Source organism: Sphingobium phenoxybenzoativorans (genome assembly GCF_001757355.1).
Classification (GTDB): domain Bacteria; phylum Pseudomonadota; class Alphaproteobacteria; order Sphingomonadales; family Sphingomonadaceae; genus Sphingobium; species Sphingobium phenoxybenzoativorans.
The window spans coordinates 44,976-70,153 of record NZ_MINO01000003.1; the positions used below are offsets into that span (position 1 = coordinate 44,976).

Sequence of the window (25,178 nt, forward strand, 5' to 3'; positions counted from 1 at the left end):
AAAGAGCCCCGCCACTATGGAATGGCGAGGCGCTAAGATTCCAATCGGGTCGCATTTGATCGGGACAGCATCAACCGAGTGCCTTCATTGTGGTTCCATTTGAATGGGTTATGCTCACCTCGGCAGATCGTGAAAACCTAACATAAACAGCGTTCAGCCACCGCCTATACCCTCGATGACAACCCCAGACCCCTCACACCGCGAGCAAATCTCGACGTCGTCGCGTCCACTGCCTTCGCATTGCGGGCATACGATCTCGTTAGGATCAGGCTGCCGCGGCGCGGTCCTTTCTTCAGAGCTTTTGTCACTCATGTTCAATCCGCTCCAGCTGCAGACCGGGTAGCGTTGCCGCTGTTCACTCCATCAGCTCCAGTCTGGTCAGTCTCGAAGTAACCGACGCCGACAGCAATGATGAGTAAGCCAACCACGAGTATCAGGCTGACGACGAGGATGTTTCTTGTGACTTGTGTGCGAGAGCCACTGCGCGCATCGACCGTAGATATGTGAGTCTCAGTCCCACCATTTTGTCGTTCGTTGTGCATATTGCTCTCCTATCGCCATGGGAACAGCGAGCATCCTACACTTGTTCCGGGTGGCTGGCCTATTGTGGATAAAAAGGGAAGCGCCATGTACAGGCCGAGCACCTGACCATCCCGCGGATATCTTACTCACCGCACTGTCAAGACCGACAAAGCTTATTTACTCTGCCTTTTGATCGCGAGAAACTGCAGCGAGGCTAGCAACATAGGGACTGCCGCATGTATCATGGCCTGCCTCATGACAGCCACAACGACTTCACCTACGACACCGGCCTTGCGACATCTTCGCAGAACCGAGCTGCTGAAGAACAGACGTGGAGCTGTCACGAGGCAATGGGGCATCTTGCTTGAACCCTACAATGGTAGTTGGTTCCAAGGTTCGTTATTTAAGCTAACCCTTCTTCGCCAACTCATCCCCCGCTTCGTGCAATGCGACACCAGCGGTTTCGAGACCCTGCGAGGTTGCCTCAGCCAGATCGTTGAATATCGATCCCGCCTTCTGAATGAGCGGATCAAGTTCACCCTGGTCGTAAAGAATCTTTCCAACGACCCCAAGCACGACGCCACCGAGAATTGCTCTGATCATAATATCTCCTATGATCTGGGCGAACGTAGCGTCAGGCGGTCCGTTCCGAAGAAATCGATCGGGCTAATCCAGGTTGGTCAATAAGCCGATCAGGTGGATTGAAGATAGTCGCCAGCAGAGCACTCAACTCGTTCACATGGCGGACCTGTGCGCGCATTTCTCGCGCTGAAATTTTGGTCCGTTTTGGCCAGTATTAAAGCAGGTTCGCGCAAAATGCTAATCTTTACTCTAAGGGTATTCCCGCGCGGGGGGTGAGGATGGTCAAAGATAATTTCTTCGACGGCTATATCGACGGCTGGCAAAGCATCGAGCCTGACAGCATTCCAAAACTGCCAAACATGGAACTGTCTGAAGGGGTATCACACTATCGCTACGGCTACGACATGGGTCGATCAGCAGCAAAAGACGCTAAGATGGGAAGGCAGGATTTTGACAACCCTCAGCATTAGTCAAAGCTAATCTTGGAAAATGGCCCGATCCTGGGAATAGCACCGGGCCAGGTAAAGCGTTTGGTTTAACGCTCGGGTCGCGCGGCGGCTTTGCACCAGCACCAGCAACAGCGCACACACAAACGAAATCACCTTAATCTGGGTATCGAACCGCGACTTCCGAAGGACCCCGAATCTTCTGTTATCTCCATAATGGCGGAAACGGCAGCGGCTGCAATGATGGAGATCAATATGGCGATCCAGTTTTGAGATAACAGCGATAGCATGAGGTACACGCCCTCTGGCTAAGGTGCCGATTTATGAAGGTCTGCGGTGGTTTCGAACAGCGCGCGAGTGGAAGGACTTGTCCGATCCAGTAGTTTTGAAATGCGCTGTTTCAGTTCGGAGCGCTCTGGTGACCGGCCATCATCAAATGCCATTGCCCAGCTACCGAATTCGCGTTCACCGATCTGTTTGCGATTTAGCTCCACCACCGCACGATGACGAGGGTCTAGGCTAATCTTGTGAAACAGATAATCGACGTGCCGTTCAGGCCCTTCGAGCACCTGAAGAAATCTCTTTGAGTTAAACAAAAGCAGCCCGGTGACGTCGAATTTCGAATTATTTGCGACTGCCGTCTGAAGAATGTCGTGGCAGTCAGCTAACCCCACCATAGGCCGGGCGGAGCTAATGTAGATTATTTGAATCACTGCATTCACTCCACTATCTCAGGACGAATGTAGCCGCTATTTCCTAATTTCTTGTGCTTAACATTTGTTAGTATTGATCGCGTCCTGCACTTGGCGCTCATCAGCTACGATTTGAGTGCACCCAGCAAAGCCTTACGCACCGAGATGGAAAGGCTGATCCAAGTTGTCTATGAGTTAGCCGAAGCGGAGTGGGCCGCCAGCAGGTTCCGCAACCCGTGGTGTCTGGCGGCCGCTCGATAACATTTAGCGTCGAGCCATATTGCTGTCGAGCCGGACGGGTGGGCAGAAAGTTCACTTGCCGCCCACCCCTCTCGTTTAAAAGTGGAAGATCACGCCAGCCATCGGCCGGATGCTGTCGAAATCATAAGTTTCAGCTTGGAGGCGCACACGCACACCGCTGTTTCCCGTGATTCCGCTAAGCCCTATATCCTTGGGGCCGACTTCAACGCCCACGCCGTAGATCCAGTCCTTCTGGTCGCTGTAACCACGCTTGCCATTCACCCACTGATAGCCAGCAGACGCGAAAACCATACCGCTGTCACCTGCACGGGCGCCTACGCGACCACGAACGCCATATTCCCAATCAATGTCGCCGAAGCCCTTGGAGGCGTTGCCCTCAGCGCCCACAAAAACCGGCCCAAGCGGAATATTTACGCCTGCGACGCCGCTAACAAGCCCGCCGTTCATGCGACCGCCGCGTGGCGAACCAAATTCGCTGTCCTTGTCAAATGTGTGATAGCCACCCAGAACGCCGACGTAAGGCTCGATCCCAAAAGCCGGGGTACCATCAGGCGCAGTGTCTTGCGAAAGCGCTGCGGTTGGCAAGGCAGCTGCGAAGGCAGCAGCGATAAACAACTTCTTCATTCTGAAACTCCAATATCACCCGCAAGCTTATTGTGCGGGAGCCATGAAGCGATCATCGGAGAGGTTGGTTGCAGCGCAAAATCGATTAAGTCATTGTTGTTGCTAATAGGATACACGCTTTCGCAAGCGTTATGATGCGGCCGCTAACTTACTGCAGGTAAATTGATATAGGTTTGTTGCGGGCAAAATCTGTCACGGCCATATGCCAGACTCCGAGGTGCTAGCGGTATAGAAAGGCTGGCGGAAGGTTGCGAATATTCGCCCTCATGGCGGTAACGAACATGGTGTCTTTGGTTCCGGATCAACTTGAAGATATCTGTCAACGCTTGCGGTCAGCCCCCTGATCATCGACGATGGCCGACCGGATTTGGAGCTAACGGCGGCGAAGCCGACGGCTAGTTAGATTTGGGGCTGTTTGTCAGGGCACGGCACAGTAGCGCCGCCACGGTCCTGTCAGCGGCGTTGAGGCGGACACGTTGGAACCAGTATCGGTTTAAGACGCTGATGAGGAATGGACAACATAGCTGAACCCCAGCGTGCGATCGACCGCCTCGCGCGCTATTTGGGCACCACCAAACCTGTCGATCCATATGATTGGTCAGGACTCCTCGAACGCGCCTCGACGATTATAGCGGTGCTCAAGGATCCTGATTCTGAAATGGTTGCGGCTGGGAACGGAGATACTTGGCGCGCCATGATCGACGCGGCACTCGTCGGGAAATGGGATATTGCTGGCGCAATGGACGCTGCGCATCATGCCCAAAAGGGTACCGACGAAGAGGGCGAGATAGAGCTGACACCGGAAGCCGCGCGCAACGCGGACCAGGCATCCTGGGTTAACGGCAAACCTGAATGAAAGCATGTGCGCTGGAGCTTAGATACATCGTCAAAGCCGGACACACACTGATGGATCGAAATGCCAACAGTGTAGCCACAGAGAAATTGATACGAAGTCGAAACGGTAGCATTTCCCTTAATCTGGGTTAACCTCCTCTGTCTGCTTCATTTTTTTTGGGCAGTTAACGTCTCCTTTGGTGTTTTTCTCTTAATAGGGAGTGGGGCATCAGTGACAGGGAACCATCGTGCGTCTAAGCACCAGGACAATCCGCGTGCTTCACGCCTTCGCTTATGTGGTAGCGTTATTCCTGCTCGCGTTGCTGGCAATTATTTGGGCGGCGACTGGGTTTCACCCACTATTTACCGCCACTATCGCGGTGGTTATTACGATCCTTATCGCTGGATTGGCGCTCCGCTCGCGCATTGCTCTACATGAGGCTGTGATCGAGCAATACAATAAGAGTATTGCACCACAGGATGGCTATGCAACTCCAGCCATAGGATTGCGCGATGTGGCCGAACGTATTCCGGTGGTGGCGAAACGTCTCGCCGAAACGGCGACCCGATTGCCGCAACGACACCCCGTTACTGATCTTCCCACGCGTGAACTGCTGTTATCGACCATGGATGGCGACTGGCACTGCGCAGCGCAACCGACGCTACTGGGCATCATCGACGTCCTGGATTTCGATAGGTTATGCTCGTTCGATCAAGAAGCCGCCGACAGGCTACTCGCTATCATCGCGAGCAAACTCATCCGCATGGCTGATCCACGACGCACTGTCGCGCAGATCGATCGCAGCCGCTTTGCAATCTGGTTTGCAGGTGCTGACTCGCAAACAGCGGAAATTGAGCTGGAAACCCTGTCCTATGCTTTACGGAATCGTTTAGGCGAGGACGCGGGAAACCTGCAACCCCAAATCCGGTCTGCAAGCGTCAAGGCGACGCCCCAATCCGAAAAACCCTCTGCCACGCTCGCGCGCGCCATATCGGCATTATCAATGGAAATGGCGGGAACGACCGAAATGACGGATCCGCGCGAAACTGCGCGAAAGACCTTTTGGATCGAGCAGCAATTGAGGCAAGCCATTGAAAGGCAGGAATTCGAACTTCACTATCAGCCATTCATAGATGCTGTCCGTGGCCGGATCTGCGGTGCCGAAGCGTTACTGCGATGGCACAGACACGAAGCTGGCAATCCCTCGCCATCTGTCTTCATTCCGATTGTAGAGCGCATCGGTTTGGCGGAGGAAATCGGGCTCTGGACTCTCAACACGGCCTGCAGACAGGCACGCGAATGGGAGCAAGCCGGATATATGGGCCTCAAGGTCGCGGTCAATATGTCGGCTCATCAACTGGCACGGCCTGATCTTGATGCATTGGTCAAGCGCACTCTTGACCAGCACGGCCTTAAGCCCGGACTTTTGGAAATCGAACTAACCGAAACGGTAGCGGCGATCGATAGCACACAGGCCAAAGCGCTTCTCCAACGTATTCGGGCCCTCGGCGTTGCGGTCTCGATTGATGACTTCGGAGCGGGTTATTCCAGTCTCAGCTATTTGAAGCAGCTCGTTTTTGACAAGCTCAAGATTGACCGGGAGTTCGTCATCGACGTTCATTGCCACAAGGACAGCCAGGCGATCTGCCAGAGCATCATCGCGCTAGGACGAGGCCTTGGCATTCCTGTCCTTGCTGAGGGGGTCGAAACGCAGGACGAATTCGCTTGGTTGCGTCGCCACGGCTGTGAACTCTTTCAAGGCTATTATTTTTCAAGGCCGCTTCCGGCTGCCGACTTCTTCCATTTTGCTACCCAATCTCACGCCGTCACTTCTCTCATCGATATCGGACCTGCCCGGCAGTTGGCGGGCATAAAAGCGAGGCTCGCATGAACCCCACCCGTCGCCCCTTCGCCAATGCCTTGTTGGCCGGGATCGTCCTCGCAGCGCTCTCAGCCTGCGGAAAGGAGCCGGTTCGGCCTGCGATGATCCAGCCGATACGGGATCCCGCGCGGCTCCATGATACGATTGGCCTACTCCAAGCCGGCAATTTGAAGAAAGCGGAGAAGGCCCTGAAAGCCGTGATCAAAAAGGATCCAACCGACCGAGAGGCCGCGACGTTATTACGGTCCATGTCCGAAGACCCGGAGACGTTTCTCGGAAGTCAGAGCTTCGCCTATACGGTTAAGGCAGGCGACGACTATCTCAGCCTTGCCCAGCGCTATCTCGGCGATCGCTACAAATTCTATGCGCTGATGCGCTACAATGGTCGGACCGGCCCAACGCCGCTCGAACCAGGCGCAACGCTTAGGGTCCCTGGCACGAAGCCGCGCGAAGCAGCAGCGCCTCCCGCACGGGAAGCGCGCCCGGCACGAAGCGCTGGTCCGGCCAAGCCCCCCACAGCGGCAGCGCCGCCCAAGGCGGCAACGGCCGATCCCGCGCGGGCGGCAAAACTGCGCGCAAATGGATTGAGCGCGCTTAATCGCGGGCAGGTCGCACAAGCTGTGACAGCCCTCCGGGCGGCGGCGGCTGCCGCCCCAGACGATGTCCTGATCAGACGAGACCTAGCGCGAGCCGAACGGCTCTATAAGACTGTCAAGGCGAAGGGTTGAGCTATGAATGCGCATTGCAACATTCCGGCCGATCGGATCGGGCGCTTCGCCATTGAACGCCGGATCGGTGAAGGCGCGATGGCCAATGTCGCACTTGCGCAGGATCCTTCGATTGGCCGCGCCGTCGCGATCAAGACGCTCAAGCCGGAGTTTTGCCAGGAAGGCGAGATAGTGCGCCGGTTTCTAGATGAATCGCGCGCGGCCGGACGCCTGTCCCACGCCCATATCGTCACAATCTACGATGTAGGCGAGGCGGAGGGTGTTCCTTATATCGCTATGGAATATGTTGACGGCCTTCCTCTCGACCAGCTTCTCGGAACCGAGGGGCGCTTAGGTCTTGAGCGCGCGCTGCGGCTTGGTGCCCAGATCGCAAGTGCGCTCAGCTACGCCCATGGGCGTGGCGTCGTCCACCGCGACATCAAGCCCTCAAACATCCTCGTCTGCGCGCAGGGTCAGACCGCAAAGTTGCTCGACTTCGGCATAGCCCGAATCGACAGTCGCGACGAGGAACATGCGGAGCGTGATGCGCAGCGCACTCAGGTTGGCCAGGTCATGGGGACCCCACGCTACATGAGTCCGGAGCAGGCGCTGGGACTTGCCGTGGATGCACGATCCGATCTCTTCGCACTAGGTTCGGTTCTGTACGAAATGTTGACCGGCAAGCCAGCCTTCGCGGGGACGGCTGTCGCGACCCTGGCAATTCAAATCACCCAAGACAAGCCGGTAGCCGTTGAGACGATGGTACCAGGCTGTCCCGATGGCGTGCTTGCGATCCTGACATCGCTCATGGCGAAAAAGCCAGATGAGCGCTTCGCCGACGCCGGCGCTGCTCATCGCGCGCTGCTGCGCGAGATCGAGGCGTTGACCTCTGAGCCCGAGACGCGCCGACGCGGACTGGCGCTGTCGGTCCGAATGCCCTTGGTATTTGCGGGTGCCTCTGCGCTCGCGCTCGTTGCCAGCAGCGGGATTGTTCTCTTCCGTCAAAACGCCACGATGGAGCAAATGGCGGCGCACGCGGCCCATTCGATGGCGGATTTCGTCGCCCGCAATGCAGCGCTCCGTGTGGCGGAGAATGCGGGCCTTGCACGCGAGGAGCAAGATTGGCTTCCATTACAGGCTTTTGCGGAGACAGCCGCGCAGGATCGCTCGGTCCTTCGGCTCATAATCGCGGACGATCAGCACGTCATCCGTGCCGCAAGTGACAAGGCGTTGCTAGGCAAGGTTCATCGGACGCTTCCTGACCAGACTGGATTGGTGGTCGAACCCATTCGTTATGGAGGCGCCTCGTTCGGAACAGTCGAAATGATCTTCGATCGCCAGCCGATCGAAGCGGCGCGCGCTGAAGGGCGAAAGTGGATGATCGGCCTCAGCTTATTTGTAACCGCCCTTCTTGGGCTGGTCGGTTATATGAGTGCGCAAAGCCTGCTGCGACCCTTAAGACGTTTGCGCAAGGCAATGGAAGCGCTCGCAGATGGCGAAAAGGGCGTACGCTTGACTGCACGCCGACGAGACGAATTCGCGCCGCTGTTTGATATGTTCAATCGCCTCTCGGTGGAGGTGGAGAACCGGGCTGAACCCGACAATTTGCAGGATGCGATGGCGATGACACGCGTCGAGCGGTTCGAGCGGGAGGCAGCCTAATGTATGTCTTCAAGCTCTTCGAAGGTGACGAGATCGTTCACCCCGTTGACGCGCGTTTCCTCGCCGATGGCGTCCTGCGGATCGGCCGAGATCCGGCAGCCGACTGGGTTGTCGCCGATGTCAGTCGAGAAATATCGCGCTGGCATTGTGAGTTTGAGGCGCGGGACGGGAGGTTGAGCTTGCGCTGCCTGGGCGCCAACGGTGTCTATGGCGCCGACGGCAAGCGTATGGTGCAGGACCAAGATATTGAAATTATCGTGCCGACCTCAGTCCGCTTTGGCCCGTATGTGCTCAGCACCGACTATGCACCGCAAGAAGACTTTGGCGCTCAGAGTGAAGGCAGCACGCTAATTCTTGCGCCGCCCATGGGGCGCTCGATCTCAGTACCAACGGAATGGCAGGATAGTGAAAATACTGGCAGTGATCCGGGTGAGTCGCTGCTCGACGCCTTCTGCGAAGGCGCAGGGCTACACGCCTCGGCTTTTGTGTCGGACAAACCTGCTGAAGTCATGCGGCAGGCAGGGGCGCTCTACCGCCAGATGCTTCTTGGAGTAGCGGATCTTATGTCCGAGCGCGAGCAACTGCGGCAACGCTATGCTCTTGCCCACACTACGATCGGTGGAAGCAATAACAATCCTTTTAAGTGGGCGCCCTCGCAGCGTCTCGCAGTTGACCTTCTGCGGCCACCGCGGAACGGGTTTATGGCCGGTCAGGAAGCAATGCTATCTTCCTTTCGCGATATCAAAAAACATGTGATCGCAACCTTCAGTGGGTTTCACCGCGCTCTTGAATTTTCGGTCTCGACCTTCGCGCCCGCTGCGCTCGACGCTGCTGTCCAAGGGAAGAGCACTTTTCTGAAACCTCGGGCGGCGCTGATAGGTGAAGAAGCAGCGCACAGGCACACGGTGCTGGCCAATGAACTTGCAGGTGCGATGGAGGGCGAATTGGGTGCCGCCTTCCTTGCAGGCTATCATGCGGCGGAAGCGAATCTCGAAAGTCCCTCGGCATGAGCCGTTTCTTGCCGCAGGCGTCAGACGTTGAAATGTTATGCGAACATATTCGTTCGACCGCCTTTTCGCATATCGGGTTGGTGCGCACTGCTAACGAAGATCGCATCCTTGATGACGGCACGCGCGGCCTGTTCGCGGTAGCCGACGGCATGGGCGGTCATAGCCTGGGCGATTGGGCGGCGACCACGGTCGTGCAAGCGCTCGTCGCAGCAAACCTGTCCGAGATGGGGGCGCCAGCTATTCTTAGGGCACTTCATGAGGCAAATCGCACAGTATATGCAAAGGCGCAGGAGCGGGGGGTGACCTGCGGCTCGACAGTTGCGGGCCTTTCGGTCAGTTGCTCAGGCGAAGCATTTCTATTTTGGGCGGGAGACAGCCGGATATATAGAATGCGGAAGGGCATTCTTGAACGTCTCAGTCGTGATCATAGCGTTGTTCAGGAGTTGCTCGACGCAGGCGTCCTGGATGAGGATCAGGCAAAAAACCATCCGCGCGGCCACGTGATCACGCGCGCGATCGGCGTGGCGCCTGCAGTCGAAATCGAGACGCGTGCCATCGACTATGCCACGGGTGACGTCTACCTTCTCTGTTCTGATGGAATTTCCGGGGCAATTGGGGACGGTGAAATCGCTTCCCTTCTGCGCGCAGGTCCGATCGCGACAGCAGCTACAGCGCTAAGAAATGCAGCGTTGCACGGAGGAGGAAAGGACAATCTTTCAGCTGTACTAGTTGCTACATGATGGAATAGGATATGTTTACCTTCGCAGTTCGCGGAACAGATCTTCAATCCGCAGCCATGCCAAAAGGCCATCGCACACCAAAAGCGTCGCCGCAAATCTACCTTCCGCTCAACTGATCGAGGGTCCGCTCCGACTACGCCCGATTGACCAGTTAATCCCGTCGCTGCGCATGATCCCCGACACGGATTTTCCAACTTGCCGATCGAGCACCTCCCGCCAGGGGACGAGCGTAAAATCCCGCGATCTTTCGATAAGGGCGAAACGCCCGCTGATGAGGTCTACGGGGCGGCGATACATGCCCTCGATCCGCGTGCCATCCGGCGTCTCCTGAAAGGGCTTCTGAACCTCATCCGACAACTGGCCCGCAACCCGTAACAATTCGCGGCGCTGGAGCGCGGATATCATGTCCGGCCGGAACGCGAACCCATCGCTCCCCTCCTCCGCAAATCCTTGCGCCACCAGCCATTGCCGGCGTCTTGACTGCGCATCGTGCAATTCCTGGCCAAACCCAGCGTGGCGTACAGGCTCCGGTGCAGGCGACACGAGATCCCGATCGATCCAAGTTGCCGCCTCGACATCGATCATCCCGTCGAGCGGCTGCGCGGAGAGAAAGGCGATGGCAACCGGACGATCCTGGAGCCTCCGTGCTTCATAGGCTTCGACCTTGGCGAGATGATTGTCCGTGACAATCCATCGTCCCGAAGCTTCGCGCTCGAGTTGCCGAACGGATTTGCGGATCGCTTCGAGGCGCCGGACATGGGTCTGCGCGAATGTCTCGGTGGCGGAGGGATCATGACGGAGATGCGCATCGACATCATAGCGCCCGCCATTAGCGGCGGCCACCGCGACGATCGTCCGGTCAGCATCACGCACGCCAAAGGCATTTGCGGTGATGCGCACGATCGCGCCAGACGCAAGGCCGGCATCACCTTCGACAGCGCCACGTCCAAGGACTGCACCTGCCCCGATATTTACATAATGGCTTCGCCCGTCGACACCGTCGACAATCAGATAATGGCGGTCGGCATGCTCGTCCGCGAGCCCACGCGCCATGATGCGTCCGACAAGCGGGCCGGCGCCCGGCGCTTGCGGATCGCAAATCGCCTGATCGGCAGCACCCCGCACCGCCCCCTGGCGCGTGAATTCGCGCTGCATGGTCCGGATGATATCGCCGCGTTCGCCGAGGCGACGCAAGGTGTTGACGAGGGCCGGCTGCAATCGATATCGCCCAGTGCCTAAGGGTTTGGCGAGACCAAGGCGGGCGAGCTTGGCGAGCCTTCCGACAACAAGGCTCTGGTCGAAGCTGTCACGGCCTTGCGCGGCGACGATCAGGTCGGCATCTGCGCTGCGGAGCAGATTCCGGTCGATGGACGTCAGCCTTTCCTGCTCGATTTCCAGGCGCAGAGCGGCAGCAATTTCCCGCCCCGTTCGTGGGCCAAGATCCAGGTCGACAAGTTCGGCGGCGCGCTCACGTATGCCGGTCGTCAGATAGTCTCGGGCGATGATCAGATCGGCGCCCCGGTCATCGACGCCGCGCAGCACGATATGGCTGTGCGGATGGCCTGTATTATGATGATTGACAGCCACCCAATCCAGCTTCGTGCCAAGGTCTTCCTCGACCCGCTGCATGAGCCGCCGGGTCAGGGGTTTGAGATCCTCATAATGCGCGCCGTCTTCGGCTGAAACGATGAAACGGAACTGGTTGCGGTCGCTGGCGCTCCGCTTGTGAAATTCGGCTGCCTCCATGCTGTCATCATCGCGGCCATAAAGCGTACCGCGCTCGCCTTCCTTGGTAGTCCCGTCTCTCGCCAGATACCGCAGATGCGCGGCAGCTGCCGAAGCGCCCTTGCCGGTCAGTCTGACAATTCTCGCTTTGACGATGACGCGGCGCGCTGAATTGGCATGGAACCCACCGCGGCGCGCAAGCATCCGCCCAACCCCTGCCCCGCGCCCAATGCGGTTTCCGGTAAAGTTGCTTATCGAAGAGCGCGCGCCGATCGCTCCGCCGCGCGCGAGATTGGCGGCCGCAAGCACCCGCCCCAAATAGCGCCGCCCTTTTCCGCTGCCGCCAGCGCGTTGCCGGCCAAGTCGGGGCGTGAAGTCATTTTCGTCAGCCATCGCCGCCTACCTAGAAATGCGGGTTATGGCGCAAAGATTGCGCTATTTCGCAGTTTAGGGAACCGGTGCCGGCGAAAAGCGCGTAACTGGGTCGCTTCGCCTGAACATGGCACTGGTCAAGGTGCAGCAGTGCCACCTCATATCCTAAAAAAAGATGTGCAGACAATGGGTTATGGCGACGCAGGTGCTATAGCTTTATCTTGCCTTACGCCGCCTTTCCGCCGCCCGCCCCGTTTTCACTCCCTTTACCACTTGATCATGTGCTTTCCGGCCCGTCGTCCTCTCTCGCGCCGAAGCAAGAAAAGCCGGGATCCGATGCCTGCGCGACAGCTGATCCCGGCCTTGATGGCGCTTTTGTTCAATGCGCCAATGCCAGCGCGCGATGCGCTTTCGCGCCCTTTTTGAAGCTGCGCCGTCCGATCACGCCATGCGCCTCTCCCTCTCCGTCCACGAGCATCACCGCCACGAACCAGGCGCCGTTGCAGCGCCCGGTAATCGCCACCCGGTCAAGATCGATCTCCTCCTCTCCATAAGCCTGTTCCAGCGCCTCCCAGCGCCCCAGCCAGCGTTGCTCGATCCGCATATCCCAGAGCAAATCGCATTCTTCCGCCGCCAGAAAGCGGTACGCCAGCGCCTCGCCGGCCCCTCGTCCAAACTCCCGTTCAAGCCCTGCGACCAGTGCCGCCATGACGCCATTTGTCGCCGCGATTGTCTGAGCCAGTGCCATGAGAACCTCCAAAGAAACCTGTCCCCGAAATTGAGGACAGATCTCGACCGGCGGCTGGCGGAGCGGCTGTCAGGGCCGCGAGCGGCGCAGCGCGAGTGCCGCGTCAGCGGCGGTGGAGGAACCGATTTTTCTGGACCGGCAGCACAAGAACGCGCGTGCGCAGCACGCCCATATTTCCAGAAAAATTGGAGGCGCCGCCGGCCTTGCACAGCCGCTCCGCCAGCCGCCATGCTGGGCCTTGCCGAGACGAGCCTCCCCCCTCGCCTGGCCATGCGCCGCCAGAGGCTGGGCGCCCCAAACCCCGCCGCTAGTCCCGGTAGCGGATTACGAACAGAGGATCAGGCTTGGATGCTTTGTCCGGGATTGCGTCGTCCCGATGCGGTGAGCCATTGGCCGTTTCGCCAAGGACAAAGAGCGCGGGCGGCGCAGCCGCGACAGCGCGGGCCGCCGCCTGCTTCGCTTCTCCCGTGGCGGCAGCGTCCGTCAGTTGCGCCAGATAGGCCTGCGTCTCGCGCGGCAGGGCCCTGCCCGTCTTGAGATGGGCGGCATAACGGGCCGGCCCGGCATTATAGGCAGCGAACACACCGGGATAGCCGAAGCGGTCATACATGGCGCGCAGATAGGCTGTGCCTGCCAGAATATTGTCGCGCGGATCATGCGGATCGAACCCCAGCCCATGGATTTTGCGCAGGCTTGCCCAGGTCCCCGGCATCAATTGCATCAGTCCCATCGCGCCTGCCCGGCTGGTGATCGGACGCCCCTGCCATAATGTGCGCCCGCCGCTTTCAGCGCTTATGACCTTCTCGATCCAGGCTTGAGGTATCGCAAAACGCGCCGAAGATTCTGCGATTTCGGCGCGCCAGCGCGTCGCACTATCGGCTAGCGCGGGCGATGAGAGAAAGAGGACAGTGGCGGCGATGCCGTGCTTCAGCGCGGCCACAGGAGCACCTCCCGGCCGATCATCTCGCGCCGTGCGGTCGGCCCGAAATAGCGCCCGTCAAAGGAGCCGGAGACCTCCGGCATCGCCAGAAAGATCATGTCCCGATCAAGCCGGACACAGCCCCGCCATTGCGGCAGCGGGCGGCCTGCGCTGTCGAATTTCAAGCGATTGACCAGCACCTTCCCATTGACGAAAACCACGTCCCCAGAGGCGCACACCAAATCGCCATTACGTGCTGCGACGCGCTTGATCAGCGGAATGGTGGCGGGCAGATAGTGGCGCTGCGCGGCAAGCCGCCGGGCCTGTGGCGGTGGCCAGGCAAGGATCATGTCCCCACGCTTGATCTGCGCGACGGGCAGCACAGCGTAAAGACCCAGCGGCGCGCTGGCGCTTGCATTCCAGACCAACCAGGGCCGTGGCGGGAAGGCGACGGTGAGCGCCAAAGCGCTTATGCCAGCGCCGACATAGGCCGCGCGGCGGGTGAGCCTCCTGCGCCGCGCCCTCGCGGCGCGCAGCGCCTGACCCCAGGCGAACAGCGGCCTGTCGCGCGGGTCAACCATGGCGGCCGCCAGGCCGCTTGGCAGCCGCGCCGCTCTTGTCGCCGCTATGATTGCCGCGGCCCTGATCGCCGCCGATGGACCGCCCCGCCGACCAGGCTTCGATATCGTCGATATGATAGCGCCAGGTGCGGCCATGCTTGCGGCATTTAGGGCCTGTGCCCCGCGTCCGCAGGTCTTTCAGCGTCGTATAGGCGATGCCGAGATGATAGGCAGTCTGCTTGGCGGTAAGAAAGGGGCTGCCTTCGCGCGCGGCCTGCGCGCGGCGTCCTGTGTCATCCATGTAAGAGCGATCCATAGTCACCGGAACCCCATGTTCCGGCCAGGGCGGGAATGGATCGCTCCGGCCTGCTTTGGCAGGGTCGTAAATAGCCATAGGCGTTTGCGTCCCCCTCATGACCGGAGAGAAGCCGGAGAGAAAAAAGGCCCCGCATCCGTGCCGGATGCGGGGCCTAAGGCGATCAATCGGCGGGATTCCAGATGATCGCGAAGGTGTCCTCGTCATCCTGTCCGGCGGCGCGGCCAAGATTGGCATAGAGGCGGCGCGGACCAAATTCCGGGGCTGCAAACGAGAGCGAGAGATAATCCTTGCCGCTCATCTCGCCCCGGCGGACCCAGCCCGCGCCGACCTCGATACCGGCAGCCGAAACCCTGTAGTCGGGCTGGCTGTCGCCGGACTTGCGGACATTGGGCATGATCTCGATCTCGGTGCGGATGGAGAGGGTCTTGAGCTGGCCTTTGAAGCCTTTTCCCTCGCGGGTGACATAACCGATTGCGGGCATGATATTTCTCCTTGGATGCTCGCCCCGAACCATTTCCGGGCGATGGGCGGACCGGAAGGGATGGCTTTAGCAGGGCTTCGAACCGGGAGGCCGGAGCGGCACGCGCAGGACCGGAGCGACGGTGTTATTTGCGCGCGAAGCGCCCGCGAGGAGAGCCGCAAAGCGGGTCGGGGAAATAAGTCCGGCGCGATGGTTTTGAAGGACTGCGGCCAGCCCAGGTCACACGTCCAAGGCACCGGAAATAGGTGCGGGAAAGATCCCCAAAGGAAAGATTGGCCGCCATTCAGCAGCGCAACTCCCGCGCGGAAAGCCTTGCAAGGATAGAAAGAGGCTCGCCGGACAACAAGCCGAGGCTGCGCCCGGGTCAGCAGCGGCATGCCCTCACCCGGTGGCTAGTTTGGCGCGTATCGGACAAGCTGGCCGGTCATCATCAGGCTATTGCGGCCTCAGGACCAATATATCCGCGCAGGCATCGTGCAAAATTGCTCTCGTTGCGAAGGTTCCGCGTTCGTTATCGAGGGGTAGCGGCGGTTAGGTCATGGTCCTTCATACAGAGGGTCAGCCCCGGCAGGCGCGGGATCAGAGCTCTCTGCGGTTTCCATTGGCTGACCAATGGCTGCGGCGATCATCCTCTCCCACACGGCAGCGTTGCCAACAGCAGCCATGTCCTGGTCCGGCTCCCGCATCGTGCGCAATACGGCAAGCGCGTCCTCTATCCGATCCTCCCATTCCATTTCCACAGCGGCGGCGGCATGTTCATCACTTCCTGAGCCGTTGAGGCTCAACTGCTGGCCTGCAAGCACTCTGGCAATTCGCTCGACAATGATGGTTGTTGAGATGGGCATGATCGTCTCCTCTATGCCCAAACCGTCGCGCGCGAACCGGGTTGCAAGAAATCAGGACAACTTAAATCAGTGGTTGACCAGAATCTGGAACGCAGCCGCACAATTTTTGTTTCAGTTGAAGCGCAAACGGCTGCGACAGAATGGAGCTGATCATGACAAAATATATTGTGAGCGCGGCGGCTCTTGTTGGGCTTGCTGCTTGCAGTCCGTCGCAACAGGCAGATTCGGGCAACATAGCGTCTGAGGCCAACAATAGCGCTGGCATGGGAGTCGTTCCAAGCGGTTCGACCGACCCGACCGGACAAGCAAGCATCTCAACTGGAGAAGCTAGCAGCCAAGGGGCGATCTCTGAAGATCAGTCGCCCACAGCTGCTGGAGGTAAAACCGGATCGAATGATGGTTCGCACTCTGACGCACCCAAGAAGCGCTGACGCGCGGTTCGGGACACCCCGGCCGGGTTGCGGAATCTGCTGGCGGCCATCTTCAATCTACCCGCCCAGCTTATTGACCAACCTGGATTAGCCCGATCGATTTCGTCGGAACGGACCGCCTGACGCTACGTTCGCCCAGATCATAGGAGATATTATGATCAGAGCAATTCTCGGTGGCGTCGTGCTTGGGGTCGTTGGAAAAATCCTGTATGACCAGGGTGAACTTGATCCGCTCATTCAGAAGGCGGGATCGATATTCAACGATCTGGCTGAGGCAACCTCGCAGGGCCTTGAAACCGCAGGCGATGCCTTCCATCGGGCCGGAGACGACCTGGCGAAGAAAGGCTAGCGGATGAGCGAGCTAAGCCTGGAGCCAGCGATCAATGCGGGATTTCAGCACGGATGACCCATCGCCTGGTGACAGCCTCCCATTTACTCCTCAGCAGGCCGGTCCTGTGTAAAGGTCGCAGGGCTGGCGTCATGGGCGAGGTGGTTTTGGCTGTCATGAGGCAAGCTACTGTTCACGCTCCCATCCCTATGCTTGCAGCCTCGTTGCTGTTCCTGGCGATCAAGGGGCAGGATGAGTGAGCGATCAACTTTGGATAAGATCGCGAGCCATAATTGACATGACATAAGGTATGCCAGCGGGACTGGAATGTAACATTCCGCTGCGGCTTTCCGTCTCATAACGGCGGCGAATGCCGATTTCCCATAGAGCCATCAGTCCTTTCTCTTTTTCGAGCAGATCATCAGCTTTGGTCTCGCCAGCGGCGATGAGTGCGTCCCCAGATATCACTATGAGGAAGGGCGCCCCGTCGTCGGCCATGACCCGAACGTCGCCTTCTATCGATACCGCAGTATCCCACATGATCGTCAGACTATCGGACAAATGCTCGCGTCCCTTCACGCTCCAGGATGGGTGCACACTCCGCTGAGCATACCGTGCAGCTAAAAAGGGTGCATTAACCTCAGCTTGGTCGACCCGTTTAAAGCCCACTATTCTTTTGCTGTCATATAATCGGTCGCTAGCGACGAGGCTCTAGGTTCCGTTCCCGGCCACCTTTCGTTGTCGCTGGTGGCGCCCGGACGAGGGGCTTGGGTTGTTCCGGACAACCGCACCGATAGTTGCATAATTGAGGCTAAAGATCGCTTAAGAGTGGGCGATCAGCTCAAGGCAAACGGCCCCCTCACAAGAATGTTCGAGGGGGCAGGATGGCTGGGAGGGACGGATACCAAGGGGTACCGCCGCTAAGCTTATATCACGAACTTCTCATGGTTAACGACCTTCCAACCATATTGGCTACAATATTGTGATCTCGCTTTGAAGATGCGTCGGGACATTCCTCGTGACCCCTACACGTCCACCTCTCGCTCCATTAGCTCATCGATCACGGCTTGCTCCCAGACACTTAAGCGATGAAGGTCTTGGATTTTCCCGTACTCCATGATCAACTCAGCGTCAGTCATGGCGGCGCATTTCGCCGCAAAAAATATCGGGTCCGAGTCGGCCATTGCGGAGGTTTAACAGGCGCTGGCCGTGGAAGAAAAGGCCAGCCAATGGCACCGAAGGGCAATCGGCAGCGTTTGGCGCCTGATGGAGGACGCCGTGAACTTTGACCCCGTGGAAATTATCTATCAAGCCCAAGCAGGGCAGATTGCCGTCCATATTGTGGGCGAAGTCGTTGAAATGCTGTGGGATGGAGACGGCGGCCCTCAGACCGGTCCTGAGATCGTGGAGCTACACCGACCGGCTATTTATGCGGCAATTCAGATGAAGCTGGCGAACGCGATGACGGCACCAACTGATATAACGCTGACCGAGGACGACTTTGATCCTGGGGCATGAAGCCCAGGGCGGTGACAAAATTTATTTCTGCTTTTGTGTGGCATTCGCACACATGCCGCGGCGTTTCGATATGGTCGTTACGATCCAATGCAGCGGATAGGCGATAATATGCCAATGAACCGAAGCACGCGATTGAAGCGGCTGCGACACCTCCTCGACCTTGAACATAAGGATCTTCTTCCAATAGGCAGCAGCCCTAAGAAATTTCGTCGAACGCAACTGCAACACAGTTTCCCGCTAGGGATGTCGCCAGCAGCGCGTTTCCGATTGGCTAGGATTCGCCGCCGCTTGAAGGATGATGCCTAAGGCATCCATCGACCGACAGGCCGAGCACATCCCTGATCGAGGCCATGTCGACCAATGTCAGCCAATATCAGTCAACGCTGAAACAAAAGAGCCATTGGCTACCGGATCGAGGTTGTCGGCGACTGCGGCTGCCCATGCTGGCCACGAGGCAATCACCGATCATCAACGCCTTCTCCGACCTGTACCTGAGTTTCTGTTATGTATTTGCGGATCGCCTATTGCAGGAACGACTGGCTGAAATTGTCCGCGCCTCAACAAAGCAGCCGGCTCCCGGATATATATCAATCTGCTGCCCTACGACTTGTGCGAGAACAGCGCCCCCGATCTCTCGACCAAAGTGGGTAAGAAGCGTCGGAACCGCTCATCGGCGACGCCAACCTGACGTCACGGCCTGGCTCCGTTCCGACAGCGGTGAACCAGCAGAGCGCGCCTCCGTCTAGGCGCAAATCCTGCCCGCAGTAGACCGCCTGTCGCGCGGCCTTCCCAACGCAATGGAGGCTTGAAATTGGAAATATCGGAAAACGGCTTGAAGCACTGGAGGAGCGGAACATGCGGTTTGCCCCGTACAAGATCGCCTTAGTGTCCGCACAACCAATCAGCCGGGCAGCGTCGGTGGCAGTGCCAAGACCGGAGTATTGTGCCGAAGATCGCATCACCATGATTGAGCTGGTGCCCGTGCTGCCGGAGGCAAAGATATCGCATTTCAGGTCGATGCAGCCGGAAGATGCATCGCTTAGCGATTGATCGGCATCAACTTGCGGAACAGCGCGGAAGGCGAATGGTTGGATTGGCTCAGCCAGTATGGAGACGGACATGCCAGACCAGCCGCTCGAGAATGAAAATTTGGCCCCCAAGCCAGCCGACGATCAGGATCATGCCCTGACAGATGAGGAGAAATTGGAGGAGGGCTTGCATGATTCCATGGATGCTTCCGATCCCCCCTCTGTAACGAAACCGGGCGATCATGGCGACCCTGTACCGTCTTCCGGATTTAGCGAGGACGATGAGGGTTCCAGTCGCGGTCAGCGCCCCAGCGAAGGCACAGGGCCTGTTTATGGTAGCGGGGCGGATGCCGGAGGCACTTCCACCAGCGATGAGGATTACGACACTGATGCGGCGGGCGGCGGAGAGAGACCGAACTACCGCCCACCAGCAGAGCGGCACCCATCTGCGGAGGATATAATCGTGGATCCGAAAAAGGGCGGCGGCTTCTGATCGTGGGGGGGGCCGACCTGTCCCATGATAATACGATCGAGCCGCCGTTAACGTAGATTAGGGCGCGCATTCGATACTTGAGTCAGGCTGGCAACAGCCACTCAGTCCCTTCAGATGAGCATATGGCTAGGCCCGGCAGGCACCCGCAAGTCCTGCTGGGCCGAATTGTGTCCGCTCACACGAGTAATGGTAATGACGCTCGCATCAGCATTGATCGCTTTTATTGTCTTGTCAGCGCTGGCGTCAGTAGTGGGGCCGTTGGTCTGGTTTTATTTCCAGGCGCATCGATAAAACGCATGGTCATCTCATCAGGACCGTCCATCGACAGTGAGCTATTGCCCACTTAGTTTTTTCAAAGATGGCCTACTGCTCCGGCGTGAAGGTGGCTATGCAAGACGGGGGAAAAAGCCCCGCGCCAGTTCAGGCAGCGGGGCAAGGGAGGAACGGGCCGCATGATGCCCGTGGGGAAATAGCGCGGGGTTTGGAAGTTAGTTCCTATCCACATCAGAATAACTGGGCGGTGCAGACGCCTTTTGCGGATTATATCCCGTTTCGGAAATAAGGAAGGGGTACCTATAATCTGCCGAGACTATAGCGGTGAAGACGGCGTCATCCTGGTGAGCGCCACCGGGACTTGGACCGAATGCGCGGTGGATCCTATAAGGAGTTGAGGCAGGAGATCGCCGCTCGTTGGGCAAAAGGCCTCCCCATCCTGCTGCTGTCGGACGTCCCGCGAGCCGAGCGACAATCGACGGCGGTCGAGCAGCGAACGATGTGGCAAATTGGACAGAGGTTTTAGCCATGCGATCGCGTAGCCGTGCTTGTTGCCGACGCGGACGACAAAGTCCACGTCCGCGAATTATTAGGCGCTGCGGACCTGGCCGTGTTCAATTCGAAAATCGCTGCCCAAATGTGGCTGGTGTACGACAGTCCGGAAGCGCCGTAGTGAGTTGCTGAGCGATCGGCTATGTTGCCTGCCATCATGCCTACATAGGAAAGCCCCGGCCTATGGTGGGACCGGGGCCACATTGGTCACCGACAAGTTGCTCTATTTCGGAATATCAGGCGTCTTCAGCGGCAGGAACGGAATCTTCCAAGGCGGCAGCCTTCTGGCGATACTTCTCTGCCATAGCCAGGTGTGCGCGCTTGGCGCAGGGATCTAGGCAGTTCTCCACCTTTTTAATTTCGTCTCTCGCACGACGCTCATAATACGCACGATCGATAGTATCAAACACGGGGTCCTCCATTAGATAGCGCAATGGGCAGGCACGAGCTACTGCGCCTGCCCGCCCTTCATAAGGGAGAGAAGGGACAGGGAAAATACCAAAGCGGGATGATTCGTATCAAGAGGGCGCGATCGGCCCCAAAACGCGCCAGGGCGTTTGGGGCCGAAGACTTGGCTTTACACGCCTATCGGCGTTTAGTCCTTCACGCCCACGACGGGCACGTCAATTTCCTTTTTCTCGGTATCAACTGTGGGGACGTCAACGGTCGTCTCCTTGGTTCCGACCACGACTTCCTTGGACTTAACGTCTACATCAGGCATTTCTCCGCCCTTCACGCTGACTTCTGGCAAAGCGCCCTCTTTAACATCGGCGCTCCAGAAGCCGGTAGCGAACAGAAGTCCCACGACTGCGGCAATTACGACAGCAGCAATCAGTATCACCTTCCCCGCGTTCGACTTGCGTTCCACATAGACATCATTTGGATTGTGTCTCGTGTCCACCACAGCAACCTCCTCTGAATATTGGTCCACTGTAACGAGACGTAGCGGGGCTAAGTTCCGCTGCGATAAGAAGCGTTTAAAATAAGGCCCCGCCAGGGGACTGACGGGACCTTACATCCCGGCCGAAAGCCTAGCGCGGGGTCTTGCGAGCCAGCCGGGAGCCATCAAAACTGACCTATCATACAAAGGTTCCGCAACCATTGCCCCTCGCAGCGTCGCGAAATGATTTCGAGACCAAATCGAAGATAAGACGTCCTCGCTTTTGGCGTGGGCCATGTGCCGTCCGAGCGCGATATTATCCAGAATGCGCGCCGAGACGTCTGCCTAGCGCGGCATTGTATATCGTTACAGAACTATCCCTAACCTGGATTGGTGACCGATTTCCCATCTTTTTGACCGAAGGATTTCCGCCATTATAGACCTAACAGCAGATTCGGGGTGCTTCGGAAGTCGCGGTTCGATACCCAGGTTAAGGTGATTTCGTTCGTGCCCGGGCCGTTACTGGTGCAGTGCCGCCGCGCGACCGAGCGTTAAACCAACGCTTATCCTAGCCCGGTGCTATTCCCAGCGCCGGGCCATTTTCTCAGGGCCGATTTAATCCATCATCAGGACCATGAAAGTCCTGCGCATCCATGCGCGCGGCCTTCGCCGCCGCGCGTCCCATGTCGCGAAGCGACTGGCGAAGATTGAAGCGGGCATTCGCGCGGGGAACAGTTTCGCCAGCGTCGCGGAGAAATTGATCGAGAAGAAAGAGCGCTAAGGTCTGGTTGGGCCCACTCTCAAAGATGCGCTGGTTTGTAACACTGCTCGGCTCCGATTTTTGACGACCGCCAGTGTCGGAAGTGGCGCCACAGGAGTTGCTGTATGAGCTGAGGAAGCACAAGAGGCGGGGTCGCCTCGAAACAGCTAAGCTGCTTCGCGCGTGTGCAAGCCCGGCTTTTAGATATGCTGTGGCTATGGCGCGCGCGAACCGCGATCCGGCGCAACATCTCATCGGTGCCTTGACCACACCCCGGATTAAGCACTTTCCGGCGATCACTGGTTCGATCGCAATAGGAGCGCTACTCCAAGCAAATTGACGATTATCAGGGCACCCCTTCTGTGATGCACGCGCTTAGGCTCACGCCGCACGTGTTCCAGCGTCCAGGCCTCTTCTCGATGCAGGAAAGGCACCCTCCCGCTCGCTGAAAGCATAAGGCCGTGGCTGAAGGCGCGGGCGGAACCGGCACGCGATTGGTGGCGGCGATATCAGCGACATCCCGCCCCTGTTTGACGAGGCGCACAAAACTCTCCCATTGCGTGACTTCATCGGCGTCGAGACGGGCCATATTCTCGATCGTCGAGGCTTCGATGGCGATAGCGTCATCGTCTGCGTCAAGGATGGCGCAGGGCAGCGGGTCGATATGGAGACTGTCCAGCGCATCGCCCCGCTCTCCGCCCGCTTCGCGCAGGTCCTGCGCGACGAGGCAGGCGGTAGTGAAGCGGCGGCGTCCCGCGATAATCTCATATTGGCCGCTCTCGCTGCCGGGGCGCACGAGAAGGGGCTGGATGACGCCGCGTTTCCTGATCGTCGGCAGGATATCGGAGACGTCCGGGGCTTTTGCGCCATGGCGCATATTGGTCTTGCTGACGGCAAGCCTGTCGAGGGCGATATAGTCCAGTTGCATGATGCTACTCCTCGTAAGGCCGGTGCCGCGATGCTTTGAGATGACTGGCAAGCGGGACCGGCATTGGGTGCGGCAGGACGTGCCGCGCATATCCCGGCAAGGCGGATCGGCCTTATCCGGGGATTTCGGGGTCCGATGCCGTGATCGCGGCGGCGGCGCGGGTTAGGAGGATTTCCGTCCAGAGGACCGAGCCGGAACAGCGCGCCCATTGCGTCCAGACCGACAGGGGATGGATGGTCGCAAAACCGGCCTCGCATTCGATCCCATGACCATGAGGGAGGCGCATGGCGCATAAGTGGCGCAGCGAGAATGTGCCAAGCTCCGCATAGCCCAAGCCAAGGTCGGCAAGGCCGAACAAGCTATCGCCGTCCCTGGCGAGTTCAGTGACAAGCCATGTCGCCGTGCTGAGGGGCGAATAGAGTTTGACGAGCGGGCAGGGATCAAAGGCCCTGCCCTGTTCGCGGGCGATTTCGGCGCTGATCGCATTGGCGCGCAGCCCATAGCGCAGAGCGGCGGTGAGCAGCGTCATGCCGCGTGCCGCAGCCGCATCGCTGCGGTCAGCCCTTCTGCCGAATAGGCGCTGCTGCCCGGCTCTGGCGGGCGGCAGGCCAGGAGATAGTCGGCAGCCTTGCTGGCAGCGCTGGCCGCCCGGAAAATGGCGCGATTGTCAGCGCGGAGCAGGCCAAGCCATGAGGCGATATAGTCGGCATGGCGCACGGTCGGAATTATGCCGAGCAAAGCGCAGAGGAAGGCGCTGCCCATTTCCGCGCATAATTCCTCGCGGGCATAGAGCGCAGACCCATAAGCGCCGCTGAAGTCGCGGCCAAGGCGGGACACATGGCCGGTCCAATGGGTAAGTTCATGGAGCGCGGTCCGATAATAGTTGATCGGATCGTAAAAGGCGCTCTGATGCGGGACTGCGATATAGTCGAGGTCGTGGACAAAATGGGCCTTGTCGCCGCCGATCCGGAAATCCGCGCCGCTGGCGAGGATCAGCTCCTCGGCGACCGGCGCGATCTTGTCGCGCGGCAAGGGGATCGGGTCCGCGCCAAGATCGACGTCCAATCCCTCGCATTGCGCGAGGTTGAAGATGGTGAAGCGTTTGAGGAACGGCACGACCCTGATGTCGCCTCCTTCCTGTGCGGCCCGCTCCGCTTCGCCTTTCGGGATGAAGCGGTCGGCATAGACGATGCTGGTGCCGCGTTCTCCCTTGCGGACGCAGCCCCCTGCTTCGAGAGCCTGTTTAAAGGTCAGCCAGCCATGCGAGGCATAACCATGCTCGATCATGGCCCTCCAGAGGATGAGGATATTGATCCCCGAATAGGGCCGCCCCGAAAGCGCGTTGCGCGGCAGGGCTGGCGCAACCGTGCGCGCCTCCCCGCCCCCATGGCTGGCCCAAGGCCGCACCCATGGGATATGCCCCTGTTCAAGCTCGCTTATTATCTGTGCGGTGATTTCGTCATAGAGGGCATAGCGGGCATGGGCGCTCCCGGACAGAAGGACGTCATCGCCCGCACCGCCCCTGCTCCTCCCTCCGCCTCTGTTCTTCTCCTTCCTCTTTCTCCCTTGTTCCCCGCGCCGCTTGGCGCTGCCCCCGTGCGTGCCCGTGCCCTTCGCAGACATGGCTGTCCTCCTGATGCTCCCAAAACAACAGGCCGCTCCCGGAAGCGGGGGTGGTCGGCACGAGCGACCGGAAAGGCCCGCAACAGCGGCCGAAGGCACCGGCCCGGCTGCTTCAGCAGCCGAACAGGACGGGCGCAGCGCAGCGGAGCACCCCAAGCAAAGCGCCGGGGTTGCCGCCGGCAGCGGCGGGCCTAGGAGGACGCGCCGACCGCGCCCGCGCCACCGGGAGAGGCCCGACCAAAGCGCCGCCGCGCCAGCGGCGTCCGCCTGACGGCAGCAGCGCAGCGGCGCCGCCCCGCCATGCGATCGATACCGGCCGGCCGAGACGCCAATAGGCGGCTCGGTGACGCGGGCGGCTCAGCAAGGCGCCGCCCGCATAAGAGAGCGCGGCCGCGCGGACCAACAGGCAGCGCGGGGCGGAAAGCCGCCAGA

31 protein-coding genes are annotated in these 25,178 nt (G+C 59.1%); 14 read left to right on the forward strand and 17 right to left on the reverse strand.

The annotated features are described in order from the left end of the window. Positions 1-930: 930 nt before the first annotated feature. Entirely contained in the window at positions 931-1,125 is a 195-nt protein-coding gene (locus tag BHQ40_RS02625; protein ID WP_070151913.1) for a hypothetical protein, read from the reverse strand. 257 nt (positions 1,126-1,382) lie between these two features. Here BHQ40_RS02625 and BHQ40_RS25505 point away from each other — a divergent pair, with 257 nt between their 5' ends. Next, positions 1,383-1,574 carry a hypothetical protein gene (locus tag BHQ40_RS25505; RefSeq protein WP_139139149.1) on the forward strand — a complete coding sequence of 64 codons (192 nt, stop codon included), beginning with the start codon at positions 1,383-1,385 and terminating at the stop codon, positions 1,572-1,574. 284 nt (positions 1,575-1,858) lie between these two features. Here the strand turns inward: BHQ40_RS25505 and BHQ40_RS02630 are convergent, their stop codons facing one another. After that, the gene (locus BHQ40_RS02630) at positions 1,859-2,263 is read right to left on the reverse strand and encodes a BLUF domain-containing protein (RefSeq protein WP_083276648.1); all 405 of its coding nucleotides are present in this window, start codon (positions 2,261-2,263) and stop codon (positions 1,859-1,861) included. Positions 2,264-2,578: 315 nt separating this feature from the next. Next, on the reverse strand, positions 2,579-3,127 hold the full coding sequence (locus BHQ40_RS02635; protein WP_070151916.1) for an opacity protein: 549 nt from the start codon (positions 3,125-3,127) through the stop codon (positions 2,579-2,581). Between the two features lie 511 nt (positions 3,128-3,638). On the opposite strand from BHQ40_RS02635, the gene BHQ40_RS02640 reads away from it, so the two are divergent. From BHQ40_RS02640 to BHQ40_RS02665, 6 genes are all read left to right on the forward strand, one after another. After that, positions 3,639-3,983: a hypothetical protein gene (locus BHQ40_RS02640; RefSeq protein WP_070151917.1), complete on the forward strand. Its 345-nt coding sequence runs from the start codon at positions 3,639-3,641 to the stop codon at positions 3,981-3,983. 253 nt (positions 3,984-4,236) lie between these two features. Next, positions 4,237-5,853, forward strand: a complete 1,617-nt coding sequence (locus tag BHQ40_RS02645) for a putative bifunctional diguanylate cyclase/phosphodiesterase (protein ID WP_070151918.1) — start codon at positions 4,237-4,239, stop codon at positions 5,851-5,853. Continuing rightward, positions 5,850-6,572, forward strand: a complete 723-nt coding sequence (locus BHQ40_RS02650; RefSeq protein ID WP_070151920.1) for a LysM peptidoglycan-binding domain-containing protein — start codon at positions 5,850-5,852, stop codon at positions 6,570-6,572. The genes BHQ40_RS02645 and BHQ40_RS02650 overlap by 4 nt, the downstream gene beginning before the upstream one ends. A gap of 3 nt (positions 6,573-6,575) precedes the next feature. Next, the gene (locus tag BHQ40_RS02655; RefSeq protein ID WP_070151921.1) at positions 6,576-8,213 is read left to right on the forward strand and encodes a serine/threonine-protein kinase; all 1,638 of its coding nucleotides are present in this window, start codon (positions 6,576-6,578) and stop codon (positions 8,211-8,213) included. Beyond that, complete coding sequence (locus BHQ40_RS02660) at positions 8,213-9,223, forward strand: type VI secretion system-associated FHA domain protein (RefSeq protein ID WP_070151923.1); 1,011 nt, start codon at positions 8,213-8,215, stop codon at positions 9,221-9,223. The genes BHQ40_RS02655 and BHQ40_RS02660 overlap by 1 nt, the downstream gene beginning before the upstream one ends. Further along, entirely contained in the window at positions 9,220-9,963 is a 744-nt protein-coding gene (locus BHQ40_RS02665; RefSeq protein WP_083276649.1) for a PP2C family protein-serine/threonine phosphatase, read from the forward strand. Before BHQ40_RS02660 ends, BHQ40_RS02665 begins: the two co-directional genes overlap by 4 nt. 108 nt (positions 9,964-10,071) lie before the next feature. On the opposite strand, the gene rlxS is transcribed toward BHQ40_RS02665, so the two are convergent. From rlxS to BHQ40_RS02700, 7 genes are all read right to left on the reverse strand, one after another. Beyond that, positions 10,072-12,081, reverse strand: a complete 2,010-nt coding sequence (gene rlxS / locus BHQ40_RS02670) for a relaxase/mobilization nuclease RlxS (protein ID WP_070151925.1) — start codon at positions 12,079-12,081, stop codon at positions 10,072-10,074. A gap of 358 nt (positions 12,082-12,439) precedes the next feature. After that, positions 12,440-12,808, reverse strand: coding sequence for a hypothetical protein (locus tag BHQ40_RS02675; protein WP_070151927.1), 369 nt, complete (start codon positions 12,806-12,808; stop codon positions 12,440-12,442). Positions 12,809-13,115: 307 nt separating this feature from the next. Next, positions 13,116-13,748 (reverse strand): lytic transglycosylase domain-containing protein, encoded by a 633-nt coding sequence (locus BHQ40_RS02680; protein WP_070151929.1) that lies wholly within the window; start codon positions 13,746-13,748, stop codon positions 13,116-13,118. After that, positions 13,736-14,308: a S26 family signal peptidase gene (locus BHQ40_RS02685; RefSeq protein ID WP_070151931.1), complete on the reverse strand. Its 573-nt coding sequence runs from the start codon at positions 14,306-14,308 to the stop codon at positions 13,736-13,738. The genes BHQ40_RS02680 and BHQ40_RS02685 overlap by 13 nt, the downstream gene beginning before the upstream one ends. After that, positions 14,301-14,588, reverse strand: coding sequence for a helix-turn-helix transcriptional regulator (locus BHQ40_RS02690; protein ID WP_070151933.1), 288 nt, complete (start codon positions 14,586-14,588; stop codon positions 14,301-14,303). The genes BHQ40_RS02685 and BHQ40_RS02690 overlap by 8 nt, the downstream gene beginning before the upstream one ends. A 178-nt stretch (positions 14,589-14,766) precedes the next feature. Then, complete coding sequence (locus BHQ40_RS02695) at positions 14,767-15,087, reverse strand: DUF736 domain-containing protein (protein WP_070151935.1); 321 nt, start codon at positions 15,085-15,087, stop codon at positions 14,767-14,769. Between the two features lie 536 nt (positions 15,088-15,623). Next, entirely contained in the window at positions 15,624-15,932 is a 309-nt protein-coding gene (locus BHQ40_RS02700; protein ID WP_070151937.1) for a hypothetical protein, read from the reverse strand. 152 nt (positions 15,933-16,084) lie between these two features. Here BHQ40_RS02700 and BHQ40_RS26030 point away from each other — a divergent pair, with 152 nt between their 5' ends. Further along, positions 16,085-16,363, forward strand: a complete 279-nt coding sequence (locus BHQ40_RS26030) for a hypothetical protein (protein WP_171905735.1) — start codon at positions 16,085-16,087, stop codon at positions 16,361-16,363. A 154-nt stretch (positions 16,364-16,517) separates the two neighbouring features. Continuing rightward, the gene (locus BHQ40_RS02705) at positions 16,518-16,712 is read left to right on the forward strand and encodes a hypothetical protein (protein WP_070151939.1); all 195 of its coding nucleotides are present in this window, start codon (positions 16,518-16,520) and stop codon (positions 16,710-16,712) included. 243 nt (positions 16,713-16,955) lie between these two features. Here the strand turns inward: BHQ40_RS02705 and BHQ40_RS02715 are convergent, their stop codons facing one another. After that, the gene (locus BHQ40_RS02715; protein ID WP_139139150.1) at positions 16,956-17,189 is read right to left on the reverse strand and encodes a hypothetical protein; all 234 of its coding nucleotides are present in this window, start codon (positions 17,187-17,189) and stop codon (positions 16,956-16,958) included. Positions 17,190-17,900: 711 nt separating this feature from the next. Between BHQ40_RS02715 and BHQ40_RS02720 the strand changes: the two genes are divergently transcribed. From BHQ40_RS02720 to BHQ40_RS26625, 3 genes are all read left to right on the forward strand, one after another. Continuing rightward, positions 17,901-18,209, forward strand: coding sequence for a hypothetical protein (locus BHQ40_RS02720; RefSeq protein WP_139139151.1), 309 nt, complete (start codon positions 17,901-17,903; stop codon positions 18,207-18,209). A gap of 855 nt (positions 18,210-19,064) precedes the next feature. Beyond that, positions 19,065-19,259 (forward strand): hypothetical protein, encoded by a 195-nt coding sequence (locus BHQ40_RS25510; protein WP_139139152.1) that lies wholly within the window; start codon positions 19,065-19,067, stop codon positions 19,257-19,259. A gap of 69 nt (positions 19,260-19,328) precedes the next feature. Next, a complete protein-coding gene (locus tag BHQ40_RS26625) occupies positions 19,329-19,730 on the forward strand; it encodes a hypothetical protein (protein ID WP_253183230.1) in 402 nt (133 codons plus the stop codon). 1,061 nt (positions 19,731-20,791) lie between these two features. Here BHQ40_RS26625 and BHQ40_RS02730 read toward each other — a convergent pair. Together BHQ40_RS02730 and BHQ40_RS02735 are read right to left on the reverse strand one after the other, a co-directional pair. Further along, positions 20,792-20,965, reverse strand: coding sequence for a hypothetical protein (locus BHQ40_RS02730; RefSeq protein ID WP_253183231.1), 174 nt, complete (start codon positions 20,963-20,965; stop codon positions 20,792-20,794). A gap of 185 nt (positions 20,966-21,150) precedes the next feature. Beyond that, positions 21,151-21,459: a hypothetical protein gene (locus tag BHQ40_RS02735; protein WP_070152225.1), complete on the reverse strand. Its 309-nt coding sequence runs from the start codon at positions 21,457-21,459 to the stop codon at positions 21,151-21,153. A 610-nt stretch (positions 21,460-22,069) separates the two neighbouring features. On the opposite strand from BHQ40_RS02735, the gene BHQ40_RS26630 reads away from it, so the two are divergent. Together BHQ40_RS26630 and BHQ40_RS27020 are read left to right on the forward strand one after the other, a co-directional pair. Next, positions 22,070-22,216: a hypothetical protein gene (locus BHQ40_RS26630; protein ID WP_253183232.1), complete on the forward strand. Its 147-nt coding sequence runs from the start codon at positions 22,070-22,072 to the stop codon at positions 22,214-22,216. 82 nt (positions 22,217-22,298) lie between these two features. After that, positions 22,299-22,535: a phage integrase central domain-containing protein gene (locus BHQ40_RS27020; protein WP_435593900.1), complete on the forward strand. Its 237-nt coding sequence runs from the start codon at positions 22,299-22,301 to the stop codon at positions 22,533-22,535. A gap of 6 nt (positions 22,536-22,541) precedes the next feature. Here the strand turns inward: BHQ40_RS27020 and BHQ40_RS02740 are convergent, their stop codons facing one another. The 4 genes from BHQ40_RS02740 to BHQ40_RS02755 form a co-directional block, all read right to left on the reverse strand. Next, on the reverse strand, positions 22,542-23,123 hold the full coding sequence (locus BHQ40_RS02740; RefSeq protein WP_070151951.1) for a ParB/RepB/Spo0J family partition protein: 582 nt from the start codon (positions 23,121-23,123) through the stop codon (positions 22,542-22,544). A gap of 112 nt (positions 23,124-23,235) precedes the next feature. Next, a complete protein-coding gene (locus tag BHQ40_RS02745; RefSeq protein WP_070151953.1) occupies positions 23,236-23,652 on the reverse strand; it encodes a DUF2958 domain-containing protein in 417 nt (138 codons plus the stop codon). Then, positions 23,649-24,746: an ArdC family protein gene (locus tag BHQ40_RS02750; protein WP_070151955.1), complete on the reverse strand. Its 1,098-nt coding sequence runs from the start codon at positions 24,744-24,746 to the stop codon at positions 23,649-23,651. Before BHQ40_RS02750 ends, BHQ40_RS02745 begins: the two co-directional genes overlap by 4 nt. Before the next feature lie 112 nt (positions 24,747-24,858). Then, complete coding sequence (locus BHQ40_RS02755) at positions 24,859-25,149, reverse strand: hypothetical protein (RefSeq protein WP_139139153.1); 291 nt, start codon at positions 25,147-25,149, stop codon at positions 24,859-24,861. Positions 25,150-25,178: the final 29 nt, after the last annotated feature.

Bases quoted from the DNA above. Each gene is read 5' to 3' on its own strand.
- BHQ40_RS25510 (WP_139139152.1), top strand. From the start codon at position 19,065: ATGCGGTTTGCCCCGTACAAGATCGCCTTAGTGTCCGCACAACCAATC.
- BHQ40_RS02675 (WP_070151927.1), bottom strand. From the start codon at position 12,808: ATGGCACTGGCTCAGACAATCGCGGCGACAAATGGCGTCATGGCGGCA.
- BHQ40_RS02665 (WP_083276649.1), top strand. From the start codon at position 9,220: ATGAGCCGTTTCTTGCCGCAGGCGTCAGACGTTGAAATGTTATGCGAA.
- BHQ40_RS02700 (WP_070151937.1), bottom strand. From the start codon at position 15,932: ATGCCCATCTCAACAACCATCATTGTCGAGCGAATTGCCAGAGTGCTT.
- BHQ40_RS26630 (WP_253183232.1), top strand. From the start codon at position 22,070: ATGAAAGTCCTGCGCATCCATGCGCGCGGCCTTCGCCGCCGCGCGTCC.
- BHQ40_RS26625 (WP_253183230.1), top strand. From the start codon at position 19,329: ATGCCAGACCAGCCGCTCGAGAATGAAAATTTGGCCCCCAAGCCAGCC.
- BHQ40_RS02695 (WP_070151935.1), bottom strand. From the start codon at position 15,087: ATGCCCGCAATCGGTTATGTCACCCGCGAGGGAAAAGGCTTCAAAGGC.
- BHQ40_RS02650 (WP_070151920.1), top strand. From the start codon at position 5,850: ATGAACCCCACCCGTCGCCCCTTCGCCAATGCCTTGTTGGCCGGGATC.
- BHQ40_RS26030 (WP_171905735.1), top strand. From the start codon at position 16,085: ATGACAAAATATATTGTGAGCGCGGCGGCTCTTGTTGGGCTTGCTGCT.
- BHQ40_RS02635 (WP_070151916.1), bottom strand. From the start codon at position 3,127: ATGAAGAAGTTGTTTATCGCTGCTGCCTTCGCAGCTGCCTTGCCAACC.
- BHQ40_RS02705 (WP_070151939.1), top strand. From the start codon at position 16,518: ATGATCAGAGCAATTCTCGGTGGCGTCGTGCTTGGGGTCGTTGGAAAA.
- BHQ40_RS02690 (WP_070151933.1), bottom strand. From the start codon at position 14,588: ATGGATGACACAGGACGCCGCGCGCAGGCCGCGCGCGAAGGCAGCCCC.
- rlxS (WP_070151925.1), bottom strand. From the start codon at position 12,081: ATGGCTGACGAAAATGACTTCACGCCCCGACTTGGCCGGCAACGCGCT.
- BHQ40_RS02740 (WP_070151951.1), bottom strand. From the start codon at position 23,123: ATGCAACTGGACTATATCGCCCTCGACAGGCTTGCCGTCAGCAAGACC.
- BHQ40_RS02750 (WP_070151955.1), bottom strand. From the start codon at position 24,746: ATGTCTGCGAAGGGCACGGGCACGCACGGGGGCAGCGCCAAGCGGCGC.
- BHQ40_RS02655 (WP_070151921.1), top strand. From the start codon at position 6,576: ATGAATGCGCATTGCAACATTCCGGCCGATCGGATCGGGCGCTTCGCC.
- BHQ40_RS02715 (WP_139139150.1), bottom strand. From the start codon at position 17,189: ATGGCCGACGACGGGGCGCCCTTCCTCATAGTGATATCTGGGGACGCA.
- BHQ40_RS02660 (WP_070151923.1), top strand. From the start codon at position 8,213: ATGTATGTCTTCAAGCTCTTCGAAGGTGACGAGATCGTTCACCCCGTT.
- BHQ40_RS02685 (WP_070151931.1), bottom strand. From the start codon at position 14,308: ATGGTTGACCCGCGCGACAGGCCGCTGTTCGCCTGGGGTCAGGCGCTG.
- BHQ40_RS02625 (WP_070151913.1), bottom strand. From the start codon at position 1,125: ATGATCAGAGCAATTCTCGGTGGCGTCGTGCTTGGGGTCGTTGGAAAG.
- BHQ40_RS25505 (WP_139139149.1), top strand. From the start codon at position 1,383: ATGGTCAAAGATAATTTCTTCGACGGCTATATCGACGGCTGGCAAAGC.
- BHQ40_RS02640 (WP_070151917.1), top strand. From the start codon at position 3,639: ATGGACAACATAGCTGAACCCCAGCGTGCGATCGACCGCCTCGCGCGC.
- BHQ40_RS02745 (WP_070151953.1), bottom strand. From the start codon at position 23,652: ATGACGCTGCTCACCGCCGCTCTGCGCTATGGGCTGCGCGCCAATGCG.